Source organism: Pseudomonas sp. Marseille-QA0892 (assembly GCF_054950135.1).
In genome coordinates, this window is record NZ_CM143104.1 from 2,276,547 (window position 1) to 2,298,618 (window position 22,072).

Annotated in this window: 19 protein-coding genes and 1 pseudogene; 11 read left to right on the top strand and 9 right to left on the bottom strand. The window is 59.3% G+C overall.

From position 1 onward, the window contains the following. Positions 1-21: 21 nt before the first annotated feature. Positions 22-795, bottom strand: coding sequence for a 2,3-dehydroadipyl-CoA hydratase PaaF (paaF, locus tag ACY8D3_RS10525; RefSeq protein ID WP_462384084.1), 774 nt, complete (start codon positions 793-795; stop codon positions 22-24). 192 nt (positions 796-987) lie between these two features. Here paaF and paaY point away from each other — a divergent pair, with 192 nt between their 5' ends. Further along, a complete protein-coding gene (gene paaY, locus ACY8D3_RS10530; RefSeq protein WP_462384086.1) occupies positions 988-1,590 on the top strand; it encodes a phenylacetic acid degradation protein PaaY in 603 nt (200 codons plus the stop codon). A 281-nt stretch (positions 1,591-1,871) separates the two neighbouring features. Continuing rightward, on the top strand, positions 1,872-2,795 hold the full coding sequence (gene paaX / locus ACY8D3_RS10535; protein WP_462384088.1) for a phenylacetic acid degradation operon negative regulatory protein PaaX: 924 nt from the start codon (positions 1,872-1,874) through the stop codon (positions 2,793-2,795). A gap of 652 nt (positions 2,796-3,447) precedes the next feature. Here paaX and ACY8D3_RS10540 read toward each other — a convergent pair. Both ACY8D3_RS10540 and ACY8D3_RS10545 read right to left on the bottom strand, forming a co-directional pair. Beyond that, complete coding sequence (locus ACY8D3_RS10540; protein ID WP_462384090.1) at positions 3,448-4,842, bottom strand: dihydrolipoamide acetyltransferase family protein; 1,395 nt, start codon at positions 4,840-4,842, stop codon at positions 3,448-3,450. Position 4,843: 1 nt separating this feature from the next. Beyond that, a complete protein-coding gene (locus tag ACY8D3_RS10545; RefSeq protein ID WP_462384092.1) occupies positions 4,844-6,931 on the bottom strand; it encodes an alpha-ketoacid dehydrogenase subunit alpha/beta in 2,088 nt (695 codons plus the stop codon). 145 nt (positions 6,932-7,076) lie between these two features. Here ACY8D3_RS10545 and ACY8D3_RS10550 point away from each other — a divergent pair, with 145 nt between their 5' ends. Together ACY8D3_RS10550 and ampC are read left to right on the top strand one after the other, a co-directional pair. Then, complete coding sequence (locus tag ACY8D3_RS10550; RefSeq protein ID WP_462384094.1) at positions 7,077-7,556, top strand: Lrp/AsnC family transcriptional regulator; 480 nt, start codon at positions 7,077-7,079, stop codon at positions 7,554-7,556. Between the two features lie 112 nt (positions 7,557-7,668). Next, the gene (ampC, locus tag ACY8D3_RS10555; protein ID WP_462384096.1) at positions 7,669-8,808 is read left to right on the top strand and encodes a class C beta-lactamase; all 1,140 of its coding nucleotides are present in this window, start codon (positions 7,669-7,671) and stop codon (positions 8,806-8,808) included. A 58-nt stretch (positions 8,809-8,866) separates the two neighbouring features. Here ampC and ACY8D3_RS10560 read toward each other — a convergent pair whose 3' ends face one another. From ACY8D3_RS10560 to ACY8D3_RS10575, 4 genes and pseudogenes are all read right to left on the bottom strand, one after another. After that, on the bottom strand, positions 8,867-10,360 hold the full coding sequence (locus ACY8D3_RS10560) for an MFS transporter (protein ID WP_462384098.1): 1,494 nt from the start codon (positions 10,358-10,360) through the stop codon (positions 8,867-8,869). Between the two features lie 70 nt (positions 10,361-10,430). Beyond that, positions 10,431-11,549 carry a GNAT family N-acetyltransferase gene (locus ACY8D3_RS10565; RefSeq protein ID WP_462384100.1) on the bottom strand — a complete coding sequence of 373 codons (1,119 nt, stop codon included), beginning with the start codon at positions 11,547-11,549 and terminating at the stop codon, positions 10,431-10,433. A 143-nt stretch (positions 11,550-11,692) separates the two neighbouring features. Further along, positions 11,693-12,991 carry an OprO/OprP family phosphate-selective porin gene (locus ACY8D3_RS10570; RefSeq protein WP_462384102.1) on the bottom strand — a complete coding sequence of 433 codons (1,299 nt, stop codon included), beginning with the start codon at positions 12,989-12,991 and terminating at the stop codon, positions 11,693-11,695. 219 nt (positions 12,992-13,210) lie between these two features. Continuing rightward, a pseudogene (locus ACY8D3_RS10575) lies at positions 13,211-14,533 on the bottom strand (MFS transporter); the annotation flags it as partial. A gap of 580 nt (positions 14,534-15,113) precedes the next feature. Between ACY8D3_RS10575 and ACY8D3_RS10580 the strand changes: the two are divergent. Together ACY8D3_RS10580 and ACY8D3_RS10585 are read left to right on the top strand one after the other, a co-directional pair. Then, entirely contained in the window at positions 15,114-15,248 is a 135-nt protein-coding gene (locus ACY8D3_RS10580) for a hypothetical protein (protein WP_462384104.1), read from the top strand. Continuing rightward, positions 15,245-16,048 (top strand): DUF389 domain-containing protein, encoded by an 804-nt coding sequence (locus ACY8D3_RS10585; RefSeq protein ID WP_462384106.1) that lies wholly within the window; start codon positions 15,245-15,247, stop codon positions 16,046-16,048. The genes ACY8D3_RS10580 and ACY8D3_RS10585 overlap by 4 nt, the downstream gene beginning before the upstream one ends. Before the next feature lie 105 nt (positions 16,049-16,153). Here ACY8D3_RS10585 and ACY8D3_RS10590 read toward each other — a convergent pair whose 3' ends face one another. Beyond that, positions 16,154-16,378 (bottom strand): DUF2188 domain-containing protein, encoded by a 225-nt coding sequence (locus tag ACY8D3_RS10590; protein ID WP_462384108.1) that lies wholly within the window; start codon positions 16,376-16,378, stop codon positions 16,154-16,156. Positions 16,379-16,677: 299 nt separating this feature from the next. Continuing rightward, on the bottom strand, positions 16,678-17,904 hold the full coding sequence (locus ACY8D3_RS10595; protein ID WP_462384110.1) for an OprO/OprP family phosphate-selective porin: 1,227 nt from the start codon (positions 17,902-17,904) through the stop codon (positions 16,678-16,680). A 690-nt stretch (positions 17,905-18,594) separates the two neighbouring features. On the opposite strand from ACY8D3_RS10595, the gene ACY8D3_RS10600 reads away from it, so the two are divergent. The 5 genes from ACY8D3_RS10600 (at position 18,595) to ACY8D3_RS10620 (ending at position 22,010) form a co-directional block, all read left to right on the top strand. Further along, positions 18,595-19,302, top strand: a complete 708-nt coding sequence (locus tag ACY8D3_RS10600; protein ID WP_462384112.1) for an AzlC family ABC transporter permease — start codon at positions 18,595-18,597, stop codon at positions 19,300-19,302. Next, the gene (locus ACY8D3_RS10605; RefSeq protein WP_462384114.1) at positions 19,302-19,634 is read left to right on the top strand and encodes an AzlD domain-containing protein; all 333 of its coding nucleotides are present in this window, start codon (positions 19,302-19,304) and stop codon (positions 19,632-19,634) included. The genes ACY8D3_RS10600 and ACY8D3_RS10605 overlap by 1 nt, the downstream gene beginning before the upstream one ends. A gap of 837 nt (positions 19,635-20,471) precedes the next feature. Beyond that, positions 20,472-21,236 (top strand): DUF6602 domain-containing protein, encoded by a 765-nt coding sequence (locus tag ACY8D3_RS10610; RefSeq protein ID WP_462384116.1) that lies wholly within the window; start codon positions 20,472-20,474, stop codon positions 21,234-21,236. Positions 21,237-21,343: 107 nt separating this feature from the next. Beyond that, positions 21,344-21,679, top strand: coding sequence for a hypothetical protein (locus ACY8D3_RS10615; protein ID WP_462384117.1), 336 nt, complete (start codon positions 21,344-21,346; stop codon positions 21,677-21,679). A 40-nt stretch (positions 21,680-21,719) separates the two neighbouring features. Then, positions 21,720-22,010 (top strand): hypothetical protein, encoded by a 291-nt coding sequence (locus tag ACY8D3_RS10620; RefSeq protein WP_462384119.1) that lies wholly within the window; start codon positions 21,720-21,722, stop codon positions 22,008-22,010. Positions 22,011-22,072 lie beyond the last annotated feature (62 nt).

Here is a 22,072-nt window from a genome sequence, read left to right on the forward strand (position 1 = left end):
TGTCCTTCGAATGGATAGGGCTCAACGGCCGCTGAAGTGGGCTTTGCGTTTTTCCTGGAATGCGCGAATGCCTTCGCCGCGATCAGCCGTACCCGCCAGGACCGTGAATGCGTGGCGCTCGAAGCGAAGCCCACTGGCGAGGTCGGTATCGAAGGCCTTGAGCAGCGCTTCCTTGGCGAGCCGAACCGCCAGGGGCGCTTTCTCGGCGATGCGCAGCGCGACGTGCATGGCACGCTCGACCGTGAATTCGGGTTGGGTGATTTCGCTGACCAGGCCGAGATCCAATGCGCGGCGCGCCGTGATTGGCTCGCCCGTGAGCACCATTTGCATGGCGGCCGATTTACCCACTGCACGCAGCAATCGCTGGGTGCCGCCTGCGCCAGGCATGATCCCGAGATTGATCTCCGGCTGACCGAAGCGGGCGTCTTCACCTGCGATGAGGATGTCCGCGCTCATTGCCAGTTCACATCCACCGCCAAGTGCGAACCCATTGATGGCCGCCACGATGGGTTTGCGAAATGCGGCAATGCGTTGCCAATGGGCCTGACGCGGGTCTTCCAGCATGCCAACCAGATCACGCCGCGCCATCTCGTTGATGTCGGCACCCGCCGCGAAGGCCTTTCGACTGCCCGTCAACATGACGACCCGGACGTCAGCATCGGCGTCAGCGGTCGCGAGCGCGTCGGCGAGCTCACCAAGCAATTCGGTATTGAGGGCATTCAGCGCTTCGGGACGGTTGAGCGTGATGAGCTGTACGCCGGATGCGGGAGGCTGGACGAGGAGCGTCCTGGGCATGACACGATTCCTCTGCACGCACGGCATCGAGTGCCGCTTTTGTTATTGGAGGCCTGCGCCGGCACGTTTTACGGGCAGGCTTGCTTGGGATGAAGTATAGTCCCAATGCGATACAACTATTCAATACCGATTTTTATTTCTGTATCTTTTTCGAAAGACTCGATCCGCGTGTCTCGTCATGGGAGCCCCGCAATGCCGTGCTATCGCTTCGACGACTACATTCCCGTGGTCCATCCCACTGCCTACGTCCACCCCACCGCTGTATTGATCGGCGATGTCATCGTCGGCCCACGCTGTTACGTTGGGCCGCTGGCGAGCCTGCGGGGCGACTTTGGACGGCTGGTCCTGGAGGAAGGCGCCAACTTCCAGGACACCTGCGTGATGCATGGCTTTCCCGGCAGCGACACGGTGGTTGGCCGCAATGGGCATATCGGCCATGGGGCGGTGCTGCACGGCTGTGTCATCGAGGAGGACGTGCTAGTGGGCATGAATGCCGTTGTAATGGATCGGGCGCGTATCGGTGCTCGCTCTTTTGTCGCCGCCACTGCGTTCGTCAAGGCCGGATTCGAGTGCCCCGAGCAGTCTCTCATCGTGGGCAGCCCTGCCACGGTGAAACGCACCCTGAGCGATGATGAAGTGGCCTGGAAGCGCGCCGGTACCGCCGAATACCAGGCACTGGCTCAGCGCTGTCTGCAACAGATGGCCGAATGCACCCCGTTGGCCGAGCCCGAACCGGACCGCCAGCCACGCCGGGAGGCGCATTACAAAACCAAAGCTGAAACGCTAGGGCGGTAACGCGGCTGCAAAGACTGGATGTCGGACATCCGCGCTCACCGAGCCGCAACGCTTGCACCCGGTTTCAACGCCGGGACGGACGCGGCGCATCGGTGCGATGGCTCAAGTTCCATCCGAGGATGGCTCGGCTGAGTCGTCAGCCTCCTGCAACCTCATGCATAGCCTTTGCTATGCCGATACGTTCTAACCGATACGATGATTCCGTTCCGTATCAAATACCTGCGTTCACACTTCGCCTACATCACGCGGTATAGTCGTTTCTTTTCGACATCCACGCCCGCATGCCGACTCTCGCCCCACTTGACCAGCTGATCGCACGCTTCCAGCAGCAAACGCCCATCCGGGCCAGTTCCCTGATCATTACCGTCTACGGTGACGCCATTGAACCGCATGGCGGGGCCGTATGGCTCGGCAGCCTCATTGGATTGCTCGAACCGATGGGCATCAACGAGCGACTGATCCGGACATCGATCTTTCGCTTGACGCAAGAAGGTTGGCTGACAGCGGAGAAGGTCGGCCGACGTAGCTACTACCGCCTGACAACAGCTGGCCGCCGCCGATTCGAGAAAGCATTCAAGCGCGTCTACAGCAACGTGATGCCAGCCTGGGACGGCACCTGGCGCATGGTACTGGTTTCACAGCTCGCGCCGGAGCTGCGCAAAGCGGTGAAAGAGGAGCTCGAATGGCAAGGTTTCGGTCAATTGGCGCCCAATGTACTGGCGTGCCCGAGCTGCGACCGGCGAGACCTGACCGCCACCCTGCAGGAGCTTGGCGCCCTCGAAGACAGCATCGTCTTCGATACGCGAACGGACGATGTCATGCCCTCCAAGGCACTGCGTTCACAAGTACGGGAGAGCTGGGCGATCGAGTCGCTATCGGCTCATTACGCAGAGTTTACCCAGCTGTTCCGGCCGCTGTGGCAAGCCGTGCGTGAGCAGGAATCGCTCGACCCGACAGAGGCGTTTCTCGCACGCACCCTCCTCATCCACGAATATCGAAAGCTGCTGCTCCGCGACCCTCAGCTGCCCGATGAGCTGCTACCCAGCGACTGGGAAGGCCGCTCCGCCCGCTTGCTATGCCGCAACCTGTATCGCGCCCTCTGCCCACCCGCCGAAACACTGCTGCTCAAAACGCTCGAAACCGCCGACGGTCCAGTACCGGAGGCGAACGAAGCGTTCTATAGACGCTTCGGCGGATTGAAATAGGGCAACCGGTTCAAGGTGCCAGCCACGTAGCACTGCTTGCTGCCCTAATACAACGTTCGCACGGGCAACGCCGGCAGGCTTGGCCGTAGCGTTGTGGTGGGTATTGCACGAGGTAAACGGTGGAAGCCCTCCGGGATTCCACCCTACGGTTCTGGCCGGGTCTGAAGATAGCCAACGCTGTAGTCGTAGGGTGGGTTAGCGAAGCGTAACCCACCGAATCGGCCGATGCCGCAACTACTGGGCTCCGCGCTAGGCCACTGCTCATACGAGCAACGCGCGACAATCTACCTGTCGCCGCGTGGCTCATATTGGCACGACGTAAACGGTGAAGCCTTACGGGATTCCACCCTACGGTTCTGCAGCACTGTAGGGTGGGTTAGCGAAGCGTAACCCACCGAGTTGACCGGTGCCGCAACTGCTGGCCTCCGCTCGAGCGCACTGCTCATGCGGGCAACTCGAAAACACACTCCGGCCGTCGCCACGTCGCTCGTACTGGCTCGAGGTAAACGGTGGAAGCCCTTCGGGATTCCACCCTACGGTTCTGCAGTAGCGCAGCGGTCCCGTAGGGTGGGTTAGCGAAGCGTAACCCACCGGATCGGACTAAAGATGGCTTTCGGGGTGGACGTGCGATGCCATCGACCTCAACGCTCGATCACTCCCTCGGCCACTGCTCCAGCACCTCAACGAACCGGCCTAACCAGGCATTCGCCTGACTACCATCGATCACACGGTGGTCGATCGTGAGCGATACGTACGCGCGCGACCGAGCCTGGAAGGTGTCTACACCGTCGATTTCGGTCACCACCACCCGCTTCTCCAATGCACCGATTCCCAGGATCGCGGACTGCGGCTGATTGATGATGATGGGGGACGCGAACAGCGCGCCGGAGACACCGTAGTTCGACACCGTGAAGGTTCCGCCCTGTACGTCCGCCGGCTTCAACGAGCCGTTACGAGCCGCATCGGTGAGCGCCTGCAACCGAGACGCGATGCCCCGCAACGACAGGTCCTGCGCGCCGTGAATGACCGGGACGATCAGGCCCTTGTCGCCTAGCGCGGTACCAACGCCCAGGTTGATGTCTCTGAACACCTCGAGGTAGTCGTCGTGCCAACGGCTGTTGACCTCTGGCACCCGGCGCATTGCTTCGACCGCGGCAGCAACGAAGTACGCGGTGAATGTCAGGTTGATTCCTTCGTTCGCGAACGTGTCCCTGTGACGCTTGCGGTGCGCCATGATCGCGCCGAAGTCGGCTTCGAAGACAGCCGTGACGTGAGGCGCCGTCGTGACCGAATGGTGCATGTGTTCCGCAATCCTGCGGCGCATGCTGCTGTGTGGGATGCGTGTCACACCATCGACGACGGCCTCCGCTTTGGCAGGTTGCCGTAACGCATCGACTTCCGCCCTGGAAGAAGGCGCCTCAGCGATTACCTCGTCTGTACGCCCCGCCCGAACGTCACTACTGCGATCGACCTGCGCCTGTTCGCGCTCCACAATCGCAGCCACCACGTCGTCCCGGGTCAACCGCCCTCCACGACCGGTCCCACAGCCCTCAAGGCTCTTCGGATCCATGCCATGCTCGGCGAGCAGCCGGCGTACCGATGGCGACAGCCGCAACTCCGGGTCGAACACCGGATCGGTCGGGCCGCGTTCGGTTGGGCCGCATTCGGTCGGGCCGCGGTCGGTTGGGCCGCGTTCGGCTGGGCCGCATTTGGCCCCGGCGCTTTCCGGCGCGCCGGCCGCACGCGGTTGGGCCGGCTCTCCTACCGAGCGGGCGATCGCCTGCTCGCCTTCATTCGCACGAACGCGGCCGATAACGGCGCCCGGCGCCGCATCGATACCTTCATGGATGACAATCTGCAGCGCACCCTCTGCCGGCGCGCACACTTCAACGACAACCTTGTCCGTTTCGAGCTCGACCACCGGCTCATCCTTACGGACCGTATCGCCTTCCTTTTTCAGCCAGGTACGTACGGTGGCACGGGTGCCGTCCTGCTCGACCGGCGCGGTGATGTCCAGCTGTCCGGCTGAGATGCTCATGTCAGTCATGTCAGAACCCCAGCAGATCGTCGATCTTGGCGCGGATGCCTTCTACGGAGGGCAGCGCGTGTTCCATGAGAACCGGGTGATGCGGGCTGGGAATATCCGGCATCGTCAGCCGGCTCACGGGCGCATCCAGATCCAGGAACGCGTGCTCTGTGACAACAGCGGCTATTTCGGCACCGAAGCCCGCCGTGCCGAGGTCCTCGTGTACGACCAGGCAGCGGTGGGTTCGCCGAACGGACGCAAGCACAGCCTCGCGGTCCCACGGCATCAGCGTGCGCAAGTCGATCACGTCTACCGACCGCCCCTCGGCTGCGCGTTCGCAACGCTCGACCATGGCGCCCCACGTGACGATGGTTAGTTTGTCACCCGAAACCACGGTCCGCGCTTTCCCGAATGGAAGTACGTAATCGTCTCCGGGATAAGGCCGCCTCGCAGAGGCGGCATCGAGCATGGCCCGGTGTTCGAAGAAAATCACCGGGTCATTGCCTCTTAGCGCGGCGCGCAACAGGCCGACCGCATCTTCGGCATTGGACGGCACGGCCACTTTCCAACCCGGGGAGTGCACGAACTGCACCTCGTTGGTCTGGCTATGCCACGGGTCGCCGCATTTGAAGAACCCACCTGGGATCCGGACCACCATGGGTGCGGCGAAGCGGTTGTTCGTCCGCCAACGCATGGTGCCGCAATCGTTGATCTGCTCCATGGCCGGGTCTGCGTATTTACGAAACTGAATTTCCGGCACGGGCATCAGGCCACAAAGGGCCATGCCCACCGCGCGACCAATGATGCCTTCCTCGGAAAGACTGGTATCGAAGACCCTCGCCTCGCCATGTTTTTCCTGCAGTCCGAGCGTGACGGCATGCACACCGCCCTTCGGGCCGATGTCCTCACCGAATAGCACAACGCGTGGGTTGACCGAGAGCTCATGGTCGAGCGTCCGCCGGATCGCAGCGACCATGTTGATGCGCTGACCATCGCCTTCGGCTTTTTCCCTGCCGGCCGGTGACGCATACCCTTCTGGCAACTGCCCGCCACGCTGCTGCATCTCTCCCTCGAAGAACACGTGGCGGGTGACCCGAGCCGGGTCACTGACGGGCCGCGCCTCCGCCTCGATACGCGCCGCATCGACGGCCTCGCGTGCCTGCGCCTCCAGCGCATCCCAGTCATTCACGGAGAGCTGGGACGGCACCAGAAACTCACGCAATCTGGGCAAAGGATCGCGCGCCCACTCGCGCTTTACGGTCGCGGCAGACTTGTACGTCTGGGTGTCCTGGAAGCTGTGTCCTTGCAGGCGGGGAACCGTGAGACGCAGCAGGCAGGGGCCCCTGCGGGCGCGCACATGCTCGATGGCCTCGTCGATGAGCGTAGCGCTTTCCTCTGGTTTGCAACCGTCGCCGGAAAGCACGTGTAGATTTTGAAAACTCGCAAGATTCCTGGCGATATCGGCGCCCGGCGTTTGAAATGTGGATGGGACGGAAATACCGAAACCGTTGTCCTCGATGAAGAAAAGCATCGGTAGCTTTTGCGTGGTCGCAATCGTCAGCGCCGCCCAGAACCCATTCGTGGCAACCGAACCATCGCCACCCAGCACAACGCTGATGGCGTTGCCGTAGGTTTCATCCTTCATCACCCTGGCGCGGTACTCGATGCCTTGCGCCCAGCCCGCGGTCGGCGTGTACTGCGCGCCCACACCGCCGCACATCGGCAGTGCGGCCGGCCCACCAGGGTTGGGGTAGTTGAAGACCACACCGATATCACGACCGTCCGAATATCCCCCAGCGCGTGCCATCGAGGAACCCAGTGCTTCCTCCAACGCAACGCCAAGCGCGAGCAGCATCGGCCGGGACCGGTAATAGCCGCAGGCGGCGTCGTGTCGGTCGGTCAGGCGTGAGCCAAGTAGAATCTGCGACAGGTCGTGGCCGCGCGCCGAGAACTGATACAGCACCTTTTTCTCCGGCACGAGCGTCTTTTCTTCGAGCTCGTCGAGGGTGCGCGATACCAGCATGAGATAGGCCACACGCCGCCAGTCATAGGCTGCAAGGGCGTCATTGGCAGGCACGGTGTGCCTGGGCTTTCTCTGGATAACCGTCATTTTGTTCTTATCCTTTTCGGTAAAGCGGCTGCGGCACGCGTGTGACCGCCACTGCAAACGATGGTAAGAAACGGCTCCGAGAAAGTGCTTTCTCATTTCCTCTGGAAACGTAGAATCCGAGTGGATTCTTTTCGGAAAAACAATAATGAAAAACGAATCGTTCCCTGACCCTTACGCGATCAAGATCCTGTCCGCGCTGCAGCAGGACGGCCGACTTTCCGTGCAGGACCTGTCGACCCAGATCGGCCTGTCGACCTCCCCGACCTGGAAGCGCCTCAAGGCGCTCGAACAGGACGGCACTATCCAGCGCTACACGGCCGTACTGGACCACACGCGTGTTGGGCTTGGTAACTGCGTGCTCGCAGAGGTGAATCTGTCACGCCACGTGGAGAATGTGGTCGACGAGTTCGAAGCGGCCGTCCGGCAGTGCCCGGCCATCATTGAATGCTTCAGTACCACGGGGCAGGCCGACTACCTGCTGAAGGTCGTCACGCCCGACATCGCCAGCTACGACGACTTCCTTCACAAAGTCATCTTCAAGCTGCCGGGCGTAAGCGAGATCCGTTCTTCGGTCGTGCTCCGGGAGGTCAAGAGCCGCGGCCCGCTGCCCCTCGACCATCTTTGAACACGGCCAGCCGTGAGTGCCCCCGTAGGGCAATTGAATATCTGTGAACACAACCACCAGCAGCCAGCCGTGAGCGCCTGGCTGGCCCAATAGGAAAACAGGACAGACCCGGATGATAGGCAAATCGGTATACACGGCGGCCGCCTCGGCCCTGCTGCTCTTCACCTCGATGGCGAACGCTGGGGGACTGCAGACCCGCGCCGAGCCGATCTTCGCACCGCTGATGAAGGCGCATGAGATCCCGGGGCTCGTCGTCGGCATCACCCGTAATGGGCAGCATGAGTTCTACGTCGCCGGTCAGGCGTCACGCGACGGAGACGTCCCGGTGACGCCTGATACGCTATTCGAAATCGGATCGATCAGTAAGCTTTTCACGGCCACGCTGGCTGCACTGGCCGAACAGCGTGGCGCCATTCGCCTCGATGACACCGTCGCGAAGCACGTATGCGATGGCACCTGCACGATCGGCAACGATCTCACCCTGCTCGACCTCGCCACCCACCGCACGGGCGGGATGCCACTTCAGGTACCCGATGACATAACCGATGTGCCCGGCGTTCTTCGCTGGCTGCAGGACTGGACCCCGCCCCAACCCGGCGCTCGCAGCTACTCCAATATCAGTGTGGGCCTTCTGGGCTATCTGCCGGCAAAAGCGATGGGGATGGGATACCGTCAGGCTGCCGAGGAGGTACTGTTCCCGGCATTTGGGCTTCAAGACACCTGGATCGATGTGCCGGAAAAGGCAATGGCCCAGTACGCGTGGGGGTATGAGCGCAAGACGGACAAACCTATCCGGGTGTCTCCCGGCGTGCTGGATGCAGAGGCCTACGGGGTCAAGTCCACCGCGCGCGATATGCTCAAGGTCCTCGATATCGAACTGGGACGCGGCGACGCGCCGGATGAGCTGAAAAAAGCCGTTGCCCGCACACAGGAAGGCCAGTTCAAGACAGGCCCCTTTACCCAGGCGATGATCTGGGAACGATACCCCTGGCCTACCGACGTGGAGGTGATGGTGGCCGGCAATTCGCCCCAGTTCATCCTCAACGCCCAGCCGGTCGAACAGCTCCCATCACCGAGCAATGACGGGAGCGACGTGATCCTGAACAAAACGGGCTCAACCAACGGTTTTGGTGGCTACGTCGCAATCGTCCCGAGCCAGGGGCTGGGGATTGTCGTCCTGGCGAACAGGAATTACCCCAATGAAGCGCGTGTCAGGGCAACACATGCCCTGATCGAGGCGCTTGGTCGATAATCATGCGACCCGGGGTGCGGCAGGCTGGTGTATCGCGTCGCCGCAAGCCCTGCCTGCCTCAGCGCGCCGCATCCCCGTGCACCGTGGAGAGCGGCGCGGCTACCGATTCAAGCGATTTGCGCTCGGATGCTACGCCCCAACGGGCCTGGACCGCGCCGGCGATGAGCATGAGCGTCGCGCCAATGATGTAGCCGAGGTAAACGTTCCCGCGGTCGGCGGTTTCGATCAGGTGGCCGAACAACAGCGGCCCGATGATGCCGCCAAGCCCTGTGCCGAAGGCGTAGAAAACGGCAATGGCCAGAGCGCGAATCTCCAATGGGAACGTCTCGGCCACGGTCAGGTAGGCCGAGCTTGCCGCCGCCGATGCGAAGAAGAAGATCACCATCCAGCAGATCGTTTGCCCTGTTGCGCTCAGCACGTCGATGTAGAACAGGTAGCCACTGCCCAGAAGCAATAGGCCGGACAACGCGTAGGTGCCGCTGATCATGATCCGGCGCCCGACTACATCGAACAGGCGTCCGAGAATCAGCGGCCCACAGAAGTTTCCGAGCGCGAACGGCAGGATGTACCAGCCCACCTCATGCGAGGGGACGCCGTAGAAGTCTGCCAGTACCAGCGCATACGTGAAGAAGATGGCGTTGTAGAAGAAGGCCTGCGCGGTCAACAGGGTCAGCCCCACCAGCGAGCGCTGCCGGTGCCGATTCACCAACGTATTGAACACCTCGGCGAGCGGCGTATGGTGTCGCGCACGCAGCCGTATACGCTGCTCGGGCCCGACCTCGGCCAGCGTATGCCCCTTGGCCCGGAACCGTTGCTCGATATCTTCGACGATGCGCTGCGCTTCTTCCGGGCGATTATGGATCAGCAGCCAACGTGGGCTCTCCGGGATCCACAGGCGCATCAGCACGACCACGATCCCAAGCGCACCACCGATACCGAAACACAGCCGCCACCCCAGTTCGCTGGACATCACGTTCGGGTCCAGCATTACGACCGCACCGATCGCACCCAGGGCAGCGCCCAGCCAGAAAGTGCCGTTCACGCCCAGGTCGACCCAGCCGCGGAAGCGTGCGGGCGTGAACTCCTGGATCGTCGAGTTGATGGCGGAATACTCGCCGCCAATGCCTGCGCCGGTCAGGAAGCGGAACAGGAGAAAGCTCCACAGGTTCCAGGAAAACGCCGTCGCGAGCGTTGCGGTGACATACACCGCGAGCGTAATGAAGAAGAGTCGGCGCCGGCCCAGTCGATCCGCCAGCCACCCGAAGAACAGCGCGCCCGAAACGGCGCCTGCGATATAGGCGCCCCCTGCCAGGCCGATATCGGCATTCGTCAGCTGAAGCACAGGGCTTTCGCGCAAGGCCCCCGCGACGGACCCGGCCAACGTGACTTCGAGCCCGTCCAGCAGCCAGGTGATGCCGAGCGCCATGACCAGCAGCGTGTGAAAACGCCCCCAGGGAAGCCGGTCGAGCCGCGCTGGCAAATCGGTCTCGTAGATACGCCCTTCCGAAGCGTGCTGTTTGTGTTCGTGAATTCTGCCCGCGCTTCGCCCCATGGTTGCCTCCCGCCCTTCTCAGCATAGAGAGCAAGGCGCAAGACGCGGAGTTCAGCAGGTGGTAGTTCGATCAGGACTGACGGTACGGCAGCGCCGTGGCCGCCTCTTCCGCATAGCGCCGCACCCCTGCCCGCTCCTGTTCGAGATAATCCGCAACAGCGGCACGCAGCCCCGGATGCGCCAGGTAGTGCCAGGAACGCGTCAACAGGGGTTCGAAGCCGCGAATCAGCTTGTGCTCGCCCTGGGCGCCCGCGTCGAAATGGGCGAAGCCATTGGCGATGGCGTATTCCATGCCCTGGTAGAAACAGGTCTCGAAATGCAGCCGATCGTATTCCGCAAGGCAGCCCCAGTAGCGGCCATAGAGCGTGTTTTCCCCGGCGAGGAAGAACGCCATGGCCACCGGCCGTGAGCCCTGCTGCGCGAGGATGACCTTGATCCGCTCGGGCATTCGCTCGGCCAGAAGGCTGAAGAATGCGCGCGTCAGGTACGGCCGCTGTGCGCGGACGTGATAGGTGGTGGCGTAACACGCATAGATGAAGTCCCAGTCCGCTTCCGTCAGCGATGGTCCTTCTCGCCAATCGAACGTAATGCCCTGCCCGGCGACCTGCTCGCGCTCCTTGCGCATCTGCTTGCGCTTTCGAGAAGCGAGCACGTCGAGAAAGTCCTGGAAGTCACGGTAGCCGCGGTTGTGCCAGTGGAATTGGCAGCCCAGCCGCTCGAGCCAGTCAGGCCGCTCGGCCATCAAGGCATCGGCCCCGGGTTCTGTGAAGTTGACATGCACACCGGAGAGGCCAAGTTCCGGCAAGGCGTGGACGATGTCGTCCAGTAACGCGCCTACCGCATCAGGCGGGCCCAGCAGTCGGGGCCCGGTAACGGGCGAAAACGGCACAGCACACAGCAGCTTGGGGTAATAGTCGATGCCTGCCCGGTCGCAGGCATCGGCCCAGGCGTGATCAAACACGTATTCGCCGTACGAATGATGCTTGAGGTAGGCCGGGAATGCGGCCTGCAGCTGGCCCTCCGGGCCGTAGGCCACCTGATGGAATGGCACCCAACCCGTCCGCCCGCCCACGCTTCCGCTCTCTTCAAGGGAAGACAGGAATGCGTGAAGCAGAAAGGGGTTTTGATCTGGCAGCAGGCTGTCCCACTGCTGGGCATCGATGGACGCGAGGGAGTCGATTACAGGCATTCCGGGGCTCCGATAGCGGCGTGCCGGGCATCATTGCACGGGTAGCGCGCTGCTGCAGCCATTCCCGCGCAAACGGCGCCCATGAAAAAGCCCCTCCGAGGAGGGGCTAAAGAGGAGCAGCACACACTTGGAGCAGTAACGCCTTAGAACTGGTACTGGCCGCGCAGTACGAAACCGTCGCCATCATCGTCGCCGTTGGCGTTGGTCAGGTTGTCTACCTTGGCCTTGATGTAGGCTGCGGTGACTTTCACGTTTTCGTTGGCGTACCAGTTGACGCCGAGGTTGTGGACCTTGCCCTTGGTGTCGCCGACGTTGGCGAAGGCGCCGTTGTCGTCTTCAACCTTCAGGTAGTCGTAGCGATAGAACACTTCCCACGCGCCAAACTGTTTGTTGCTTGGCTTGATGGAGTCGAAGCGACCGGTCCGGTACGCACGGGGCTCGCCCGTGATGGTGTAGGCGACCTGGCCGTAATAACCGCTCGACTTGATGTCCTGGAACGGACTGTCATCCGCTTTCAGCTTGCGGCGCAGGTATTCACCCTGTACCGACAGCGGGCCCATGGCCCATGCCGCTTCGAGGCCCCAGGCGGTGTCGTCGTCAAAGCTGCCAGCCGGCTGGTTGTTGGCGCCGCCAAAAACGACACGGTTGCCGTTGGTACCCGCGTCGTTGCCACCGCCCGTTGCCACACCACGCATGCCCAGACGGCTGCGGAAGCGCGTATCGATCGCGGAGTCGCTTACGTCACGGCGTGCAAAGTTGGCACCCAGGTGCAGCACGTTGCCAGCTTCGTGCATCGGCGCGAATACCGCGCGCAGGTTGACCTGCTTCTGGCTGTCGCCATCGGTGTCGTTGGCATCCTTGGAGTGCAGGCCCAGCGAGGCGTATACGGAGTCAGTGGGGTTCGCCTGGACGGCGAAGCCAAGGCCGTTCTGGTGGCTGTTGGCCCAGTCGACGAGCTCGTAGGCAGCGTTACGCTCTGGGGCCGTGACCCACTTGGAGCTGGTGGCCTTTTCGAGACCGAACTCAGGGTCGAAGCGGCCGAACTTGAAGGTCAGCGGCTTGATTCCGGTGTAGGAGATGGACGCTTCGTCGAAGTAACCATCGTCAGAGCTGCCCGCGTTGTGCGAGAAGTCATAGTTGATGTTGTAGCGCCAGTCGGTGAAGGCGTAGCCCGACAGTTCCAGGAACGCGCGACGGAAGTAGGCAGCGTCAGCGGTGTTGCCGTTGTTGGTGTAGATCCCGTCGAAGCGGCTGTAGTCAGCCTGCAGACGACCGCCAACCTTGAAGCCGAATGCCTTGTCGGCAGTACCGACTTCCAGGCCGCCTTTGGTCTTGACGATGATGTCAGCGCCGTCGGTCGTAACGGTACCCGCCGAAACCTGGGCAGACACTGCCAGCGCCAGAGCGGTGGCCGCGAAACCTGCGAAATGCCTGAAGCTCATTGAATATTCCCCATCGGTGCGTAAATGCCTGAAAGCAGGGCCTTTTCCACTGCTCTGCTGCCGGGGAATACTCGCCAGCCATCATGACAGGCCAATTGCCATTAGATGAAAATTTCATGGCAATGGAACTTTTTATTCGAATTATGAACAAGCGATGACAGCGCCGCTCTAGACCGGGCTTTTACAGCGTTTTTATGACGAGTGAGAGGCATCCGGTTCGATCGATTGGCCACGCAGCCACGCTGTGAACCGTTGCGTGAACTCAGGTACAGAACGGAAGAGCAACGTATTCAACGCGATGTTCATGAATGCCGCCAACACAAACAACTCCGGTATCGGCCGCTGCAGTACTGTCAGCACGAGAATGGCCACGATCGCCGAGGCAACCATGAAGAGCGCATTGAGGATGTTGTTGGCGGCGATCACCCGGGAGCGTTGCTCCGGTGGCGTGCGGGACTGGATCAATGCGTACAGCGGCACAATGTAGATGCCGCCGAAGATGCCCAAGCCAAGGATGCAGCCAAGACTCGTCCAGGCCTGCCATATGCCCAATAGCGCCAACCAACTGTAGGGCATCGCCTGCGCAGGCACCGTATGCGTCGCCCAGTAGATCAGCACGCCAAAAACCGTCAGCCCGAGCGCACCCAATGGAACCAGTCCCATCTCGACTCGCCGTCCCGAGAGCTTTTCACACAGCACCGAACCCAGCGCGATGCCGATGGAGAACACGGTCAGAATGAGCGTGACGACCGTTTCATCCCCGTGGAGATAATCCTTGGCATACGCCGGGATCTGCGTCAGATACACCGCGCCCATGAACCAGAACCACGCATTGCCAATGAGCGCACGCGACACGGATTTATGCTGCTGTCGAAGGCCGAGCTTCAGAATTGCACCGGTTTGGCGAAACGGGTTGCGATCGATCACCAAGTCCGGATACGCCGCCGGTGCGGCGGGAATGGAACGGCTCGACACATACGCCAGCACAGCAACCAGCAATACGGCGAACGCAACGACCGCAGCATAGTGCTCACTCCCAAGCATCACACCTGCCGCAATCGTTCCGGTAAGGATGGCGAGGAAGGTACCCATCTCCACCATGGCATTGCCGCCCACGAGCTCCTCAGCCGCCAGGTGCTGCGGCAAGATTGAATACTTCACCGGCCCGAAAAGCGCCGCCTGTAAGCCCATCAGGAAAAGCACCGTCAGCATGATCGGCAGGTTGCCCAGCAGTAGACCCGCCGCGCCAACGACGAGTACAACGACTTCGCCGGCTTTGAGGATGCGGATCAGCCGATCCTTCGGATACTTCTCCCCCAGCTGCCCGCCCAGGGCCGAAAAGAGAAAGAACGGCAGGATGAACAGCAGCGCACACAGGTTCACCAGCAGGCTCTTGTCCCCCGCGACGCCTAGCTTGAAGAGGATCGCAAGAATCAGCGCCTGCTTGTAGACGTTGTCATTGAAAGCCGCCAACGCCTGCGTCACGAAAAACGGCAGGAAACGGCGCGTGCCGAACAGGGCGAATTGCGAACGCTGGCTCATGGGGCTCACTTATGGCTATGGAACAGAGGGCATGTTCTGCCGGTTGCTTATGTAGCTCTAGCTGGAGGGCACGATCAAGCGGTAGCCCGAACACGGAAGGTCGATAGACAGTAGCGGCGCCGGGGCAGCCTGATGTCCGCCAACGGTGGCCATGTTTCGCCTCGCCGGTATTGACGAGATCGAAGGCAGGCCGGAGGCATGTGTGCATGACGCCGACGCCCTGCCACCACGGCGCATCGCCGGAATGCCTTGAAACGCAGAACGAAACATTCCCTCCATTTCGGCCGCGCGACGCAAGGCGCGAAACGCCCTATGGCAAGGCTATACGGCCAACATCTTCAAGCAGCCCACCTACCGAACAATGAATGCAGCGTATATCCCGCGTCGTACAGGGATGTGACACGGGCTTGTCCGCATCGACTGCTGGACACGTGCAATCTGGCAGCGAACTCATGATGAATGTGTCAAGCGTCTGGACGTTCGTTTGGCCGCTGCGATTGCGCACCATCTGGCCGTTGCGCTGCGAATTGCCGCGAGACAGGCCGGTCTAGATGCTTACACAACAAGATCGAGGCGCAGAATGTCCAGAACCGTTCGTATCACGTTGCCACCCAGGCTCACCGACACGATTGTGAGCGAGCTCCACGAACTGGACGGCGTGACAGGCATTCGCGTCGAGCGCGGCGTGTCCCTCAAACCAAGGGAGATGTTGTGAGCGTCGACCTGACCAACCCTGCACAGCTTCGATTGATGGAAAGGCTCGAAGCGCACGCGCTCGGTGAAAGCGACGAATCGTCCATCTCCAGCACGGAGACCCTGAGCAGCATTTCCTGGCCTTCTGCCGGGCTCTTGGCCCGAGAAGCGTCGGAGGCCACCTGGGAGGAAATGGAGTCCTCGCTACTCAAGGAAAGCAACACCACGCCAAACACACTCATCCTGATGTTCTGCGCAGGGGTCATCGCAACGATCGGTATATCCACCAATGCACTGCATGTCGTCGCCGGCGCCATGTTGATTGCGCCCGGTTTCGAGCCCATCAGCCGCATCGGGCTGGGCATCGTGGCCAAGAGCAAGGCATGGCAACGTGGCCTACAGGACCTGCTTTGGCTTTACCTTGCCCTGATCGCGGGTGCGGTAAGCGCAACGCTGATGTTCTGGTCCATGGGCGGTCATCCACTCAACTCCGAACCGAATTACCTCGGCTACGGCCAACTGCTGCAGTATTGGACGAGCCTGTCCCTGACGTCGTCCATTGTCAGCATCCTCTCCGGGATAGCGGGCGCGGTACTGATCGCCACCAACCGTTCGGTTCTCACCGCAGGCGTGATGATGGGGCTGGCGCTGGTCCCGGCCATGACGATCACGGCGGTTGCACTGATCAATGGCGACCTGGCGGCAAGCGGGCAGGCGTTCCTGCGCTGGTTGATCGATCTGGGCGCGGTATTGGTGTGTTCGGTGATGGTTTTCGCCTGGAAACGCCGCTTCGTACAACGGCGCTCGCGGATGCTCCTGTAATGCAGCCTCCGCCCTTGTGCGTGGCATGGCCAAACGAGGAATCGTTCTGGCCGCGCCGGATGGCGGATTCAGCAGGAGGCCTATCCTTGGCCACCAAGGAAAGCACTAGCCGGGTGTACGCCGGGGGTCTGCCGACCTTGGATAGGTACGCTCCTCGGCGAATGTTCCATTGCGCTTTCTGATTTTCACGGAGCCGGTCTTGCCTTTCATGAACTCGGCAGTCTGGCGAATGATATCGGCCTTCTTCTGGGCGCTTTTAAGCGCTTCGTCAGAGCCCTCTGCGACGAGAACCCAGCCATCCCCGTTGGGATTGATGAAATAGTTTTGCATGTGCGCTCCTGATGATTACACCCTCTTTCGGCGCTGTTGACGTAGCCTGAGTTCCCTTGATTTCCGTCGCTCTGGCCCGTGCGCTGAAATCAAGGGGAAACTCATCACTCACGTTGCACAACCGAATGCTTAAGACGGCACGAAGCCTTCTGAACCGTAGCAGTGCGCGATATGGTCCATAAGGCTCAGTGGTAACGCAGCGCGCTGCGCTCTTCGGTATGCACAGAGCCGCTGTCTCAAACGAACCAGGCATCGCTCATGGGCGTAGTAAAGCCCACACCCATCAGGGCTCGCACGCGTTAGAACTGATATTGGCCGCGCAGTACAAAGCCATCGCCCTTATCGTCCCCTTCATCGTTCGTGATGTTCTTGACGCGGGCCCTGACATAGGCGGCGGTTACCTTCACGTTCTCGTTGGCGTACCAATTGACGCCCAGATTGTGGACCTTCCCCTTGGTATCCCCTATGTCCGCAAACGCGCCATTGTCGTCATCGACCTTGAGCGAGTCATAACGGTAAAAGACCTCCCAGGCACCGTACTGCTTGTTACTGGGCTCAATAGCGTCGAATTGACCGGTCTTGTATTGGCGGGACTCGCCTGTGATCGTGTAGGCCGCCTGCGCGTAATAGCCGCTTGACGTGATGTCCTGATAGGCATTGGTGTCAGCCTTCAATCGGGCGCGCATATATTCGCCCTGGAGAGAAAGCGGCCCCCTCGCCCACGCGGCTTCGAAACCCCAAGCGGTGTCATGATCAAAGCTGCCGGCTGGGTGGTCTTCGTCACCGCCGAAGACCACGCGGTTGCCATTGCTACCTGCATCGCGACCGCCATTGGTGTCTACACCTCGCATACCCAGGCGGCTACGCAGGCGCGTATCGATCGCAGAATCGCTGACGTCGCGGCGGGCAAAGTTTGCCCCCACATGCAATACGTCTCCGCTCTCGTGCAGCGGCGCGAAAACCGCACGTAAGTTGACCTGTTTCTGATGATTGCTATCGACTTCGTTGGCGTCCTTAGAAAACAGTCCCACCGAGGCGTAGACCGCATCGTTGGGCTTGGCCTGTACTGCAACGCCGTAGCCACTTTGGTGCCGGTTCGCCCACTCGATCGACTCGAAGGCTGCGTTACGTTCGGGAGCCGTTACCCACTTCGAAGCCGTCGCCTTTTCGAGACCGAATTCCGGGTCGAAGCGGCCAATCTGCAGTTCAACGGCATCGAAGCCGGTATACGTGACGGACGCTTCCTCAAAATAGCCACCATCATTGGCGCGTCCAGAGTTATGCGAGAAGTCGTAATCCACCGTGTACTTCCAGTCCGAAAACGCACGGCCGGACAGTTCGAGGTATGCGCGGCGCAAATATGCCGCCTCGGACGAATGGCCGTTATTCGTGTAGATCCCGTCAAAGCGGCTGTAGTCCGCCTGCACGCGCCCGCCGACTTCAAAGGTGAATGCATCCTCGGCCCATGCGGGTGAACTGACCAATAGCGCCGTGGCGGCGGTTCCTGCGAAATACCTAAAGCTCATCATCGATCCCCATCGGTGCGTATAAAGCTGAAAGCAAGGCTTTCCCATCGCTCCGATGTACAGAAACATGTCATGAGGTAGAGCCCTCATGCACATCAACTTACTGATACAACTGATGGAAGACAGCAGCGCGAAACATTCAGGTTAGTTGTGACAAACAGGACGGCTCGATTGCTCCTGAGCGATTCAATCCCGCAGGAATCTCATCTTGCGACACGCAGGCAAGTGAGAAGGAATGATGCGACTTGGCCGTGCCCTGCAGTGCGCGCGATGGCCCTGTTGGACGCGGCTACCTGATAGAATCGAGTGGACGTGGCCAGTGATCGCGTCACGGATGCAGCAGCGCCACGCAGCTGCAATAGCGAGATCGCCAAACTAGTCTATTCACCGTTCGCCTGGACTGCGGTCGCCGAGAGCGAGCTAGCCACACTGGTAAGGCCGGAGAGAAGCTTTGTCTTCCGGCCCCGACCCACGGCCAACAGGCGCCGAGCGCCAAGCGCGTCCCAGCCTGCCCTCGAGTTAGCGCATTCGATCCGCGCGAACCGTCTTTCACAGGCGTAGCCGTCTTACCCAATGCTGCGAAGGGGGTGACAGGCTAACGCTGGCTCCAATCAACCGCAGTGATATGAGCAAGATCATTCAAGACTCAAAAGCGCCAAAGACCTATGCTTCGCGCCCGGAGGATATTCGATGTCGCGTTATATAGAGTTATTACACGGTGCGAGAGACACGCTGCCACTGCTACTGGGTGCGGCTCCGTTCGGAATCATCTTTGGCACATTGGCCGTCACCGCCGGTTTCGATCTGTGGCAGGTCATGGGGCTGTCGCTGTTGGTCTATGCAGGTTCGGCGCAATTCATTGCCGTGAGTCTGGTCGGTGGCGGCGCAGGCGCCGCCGTCGTTCTCGTGACCACCTTCATCGTCAATCTGCGCCACGCGCTATACAGCGCAACACTGCAACCGTTCGTACGTAACCTCCCCATACGCTGGCGAGCCCTCCTCGCCTTCTGGCTTACGGACGAGACGTTCGCCGTCGTCCAGCATCGCTATACCCGCGCTGATACCTCGCCCCATAAGCATTGGTATTTCCTGGGCTCGTGCCTTGCCATGTACGGCAACTGGCAGCTCTGCACGCTGATCGGCGCTGTCTTTGGTCAAACCGTCCCCAACCTTGCCGCGTGGGGGCTCGACTTCGCCCTTATCGCCACCTTCGTCGGCATCGTCGTGCCCATGCTCAAGGGCTACCCGCACGTAGCCGCCGCCTTAATGGCTGGCGCCACTGCCCTCCTTGCGCACAGCCTGCCCTACCAGCTTGGCCTGATCCTCGCCGCCGCCACTGGCATCGTCACCGGCACCTGGCTGGAGCGCCGCACTACCCGAACCGCAGAGGCCGCCTGATGGACACTACCTGGCTCATGATCATCGGCATGCTCGTGATCACCTTCAGCATCCGCTACTCGTTCTTCGCCTGGCCGAGCCTCCGGTTCTCGCCTGCCATTCGCCAAGCGCTGCACTACGTCCCCATCGCGGTCCTCACCGCTATCGTCGTGCCCGCCATGCTCATGCCCGGCGGCAATGACCTGGACGTGTCATTCGATAACGCCTACCTGCTCGGCGGGATCGCAACGATCATCCTAGCCGCAGCAACCCGCCACCTGCTGGTGACGATTGCGGGCGGGTTGGTGATCTTCTTTCTATTGAGGTGGGCGCTCGGGCAGTTGGGTGTATAGAGCGCTTGCGTAGCGGTCACTGCGGTACATCCTATTCGCGGCCCAAGCGCTCGATGAAGTGCGCAGCGTTAAGCGGATGCACGCCAAGTTGTAATGCCATGACCGCTCGGCGCAACCGGCCGGTACGCACCATCCTTTCTAAAGTTCTGCCAATAGCGGCCGTCTATTCCCCTAAAGGCCGCTTCGGTCTAGAGACACCCATCCACTAATGGCACATAGCCCACCGGCTGTCGTATAACATGGACTTAGTGTCAGCGTGCGGCTGCAGGCCGCGTGGTCAGGGAACCGCCGGAACCACAACGGAATGTTATACACCACGCCCGTCGGGCAAGTTATACACCATTTGGTGTCGAATTATAGTTAGGCCTCTCATGAAGTCAGCTGTGACTCATCTACATAAACAGGCACTACGCTGGTTGGTAGCAAATCGGCCTGAAGACTTGCGAGAGTTGATGGAAGGCGAGTCTAGTTACACGCTACCGCACTGCATTGGCATCTCAGAGGCAAGCAGAAAAGAAAGCCGGGCTTGGGTCATGGCTATATATCATGTTAGATATGCAGCGCAGTTCGGTCTTTCGCAGCAGAGCGTCATCAAAGATACATACGTTTATTCATCATACTCGGCGGAGTTTGAACACTGGTTAGAACTGGGAGCCCCCGGCATCAGCGCCGAAGAGCTAGCCTACTATCTGAACGAAGTACCAATTCATAATTATGATCTGCAAAGTGATCAAACGAAGGCCTAACAAGTGGTTCAAATCGTTCGCTTCGCTCACTGGGACGGGCTAAAGCCCGCCCCTTAACCAAACGTTAGGTGCTTTTGAAGAATAGAGAATCATGAGTAACTATTTTGAATTCGTAAGCCAAGAGCTACTGATAAAGCTAGCACAGGTAAAGTCATATATAACGAAGCATAACCCGACGATTGGTGTGTTGACTGAAGAAATTGTGAGAGGGTTTCTTAAAGACCATCTGCCAACACTAGCAAGCGTTGAGCAGGGATTCATCATAAACTCTAAAGGCGAACTATCGAAGCAATGCGACATCTTGATATATGACTCCCTATCATACTCACCCCTGTATAGGGTTAACGACATTGTAGTTATTCCTGCTGAATCAGTACTGGCCGTTATCGAAGTTAAAACCACAATTAACAAAGCAATTTTTCATAAAGTAATAGACTACTTCAGAAGCTTTGATTACCTTCCAAATGCAAAAACATACTTATTTATATTTAACTCAAATAGCATTGAAAAAATTGGAGATTATTTTCACTCATATCAACATGACGGAAATTATCAATTATTCGACCATGATACATTTCAGTACTTGCCGGATGAAATTACAGGCATAAATGAGTCGTACCATTTGCGCAAAGATAGCGTGATAACAGACAGGGATATGATCGGTTATAGCTCTTGGTTTTATGAGGATTCCAAAGGTACAGAAATCAATGCACTTCAACATTTTTACACATCTGTCAGAATAAAAATCGACGAGTACATAGAAAGTAACTACAAAAACACAAGCCCTCAGAAGCAGAGCATTCGTAGCAATTTAAAGCTAAAGTCAATTTTCGCAATTGAACTTTTTGATATGTAGCCTCGCACATAACAACTGGTTCAAGCCGCTCGCTGCGCTCACTGGGACGGGCTGAAGCCCGCCCCCAAACCAAACGTTAGGCACTTCAACTAATAACAGGAAATATCATGGCAGTGCAAATTCTTCCAATCATTAAAGCTGTAGCACCTTATGTGGCCCAGATTGCCACCGCAGCAATTCCAGCATTCACATCTAAATCCACGGAAACCATAAAAAGCGACCCCATAACAGCCAAACAAATCGAAGAGTTACAGGCAGCAGCTACCCAAAATGCGCAGTCAATTCACGTATTAGCCGAGAAGCTCCAGCAAGCCATACAAGGAATTGAAGCGGCCGCTCAAGACGCAAACAATAAGGTTGCCACATACAAAGCAATGCTTTTTATCGCCGTTGGCCTTTCTGGGTTCTCTATGCTTTCTAGCATCTATCTACTTGCTAGATAATTTCTAAAATCAACCCCAGCCATTAGCTTCAGGCCAGAAAATGCCAATAATAGTAATGCTTTTTATCCCGATCATATTTCTTATTTTTCTTCACTTGGCACCACGCGCCTTCAAGTGGCTTATGGCAATAAATATATCCCTGGGCGCCTTGGGCTTTCTTGCACTTACAATTCTTTCCTTTATATTTGACGCTAGAAAAACCGGAGCCAATGCAGGAATGTTTGAAAAGGAGTCCATCATCTTGATGGCCATTGCCTTTCTGACTCCTGTAATATTATTTATTGGCATCATCGCAGGAATAGCATCACGCTTATTCTTTAAAAACAAATAGAAAAATTATAGCAAAATTCAGCGCTCTCTACACTGCACCGGACGCCTAACAAATGGTTCAAA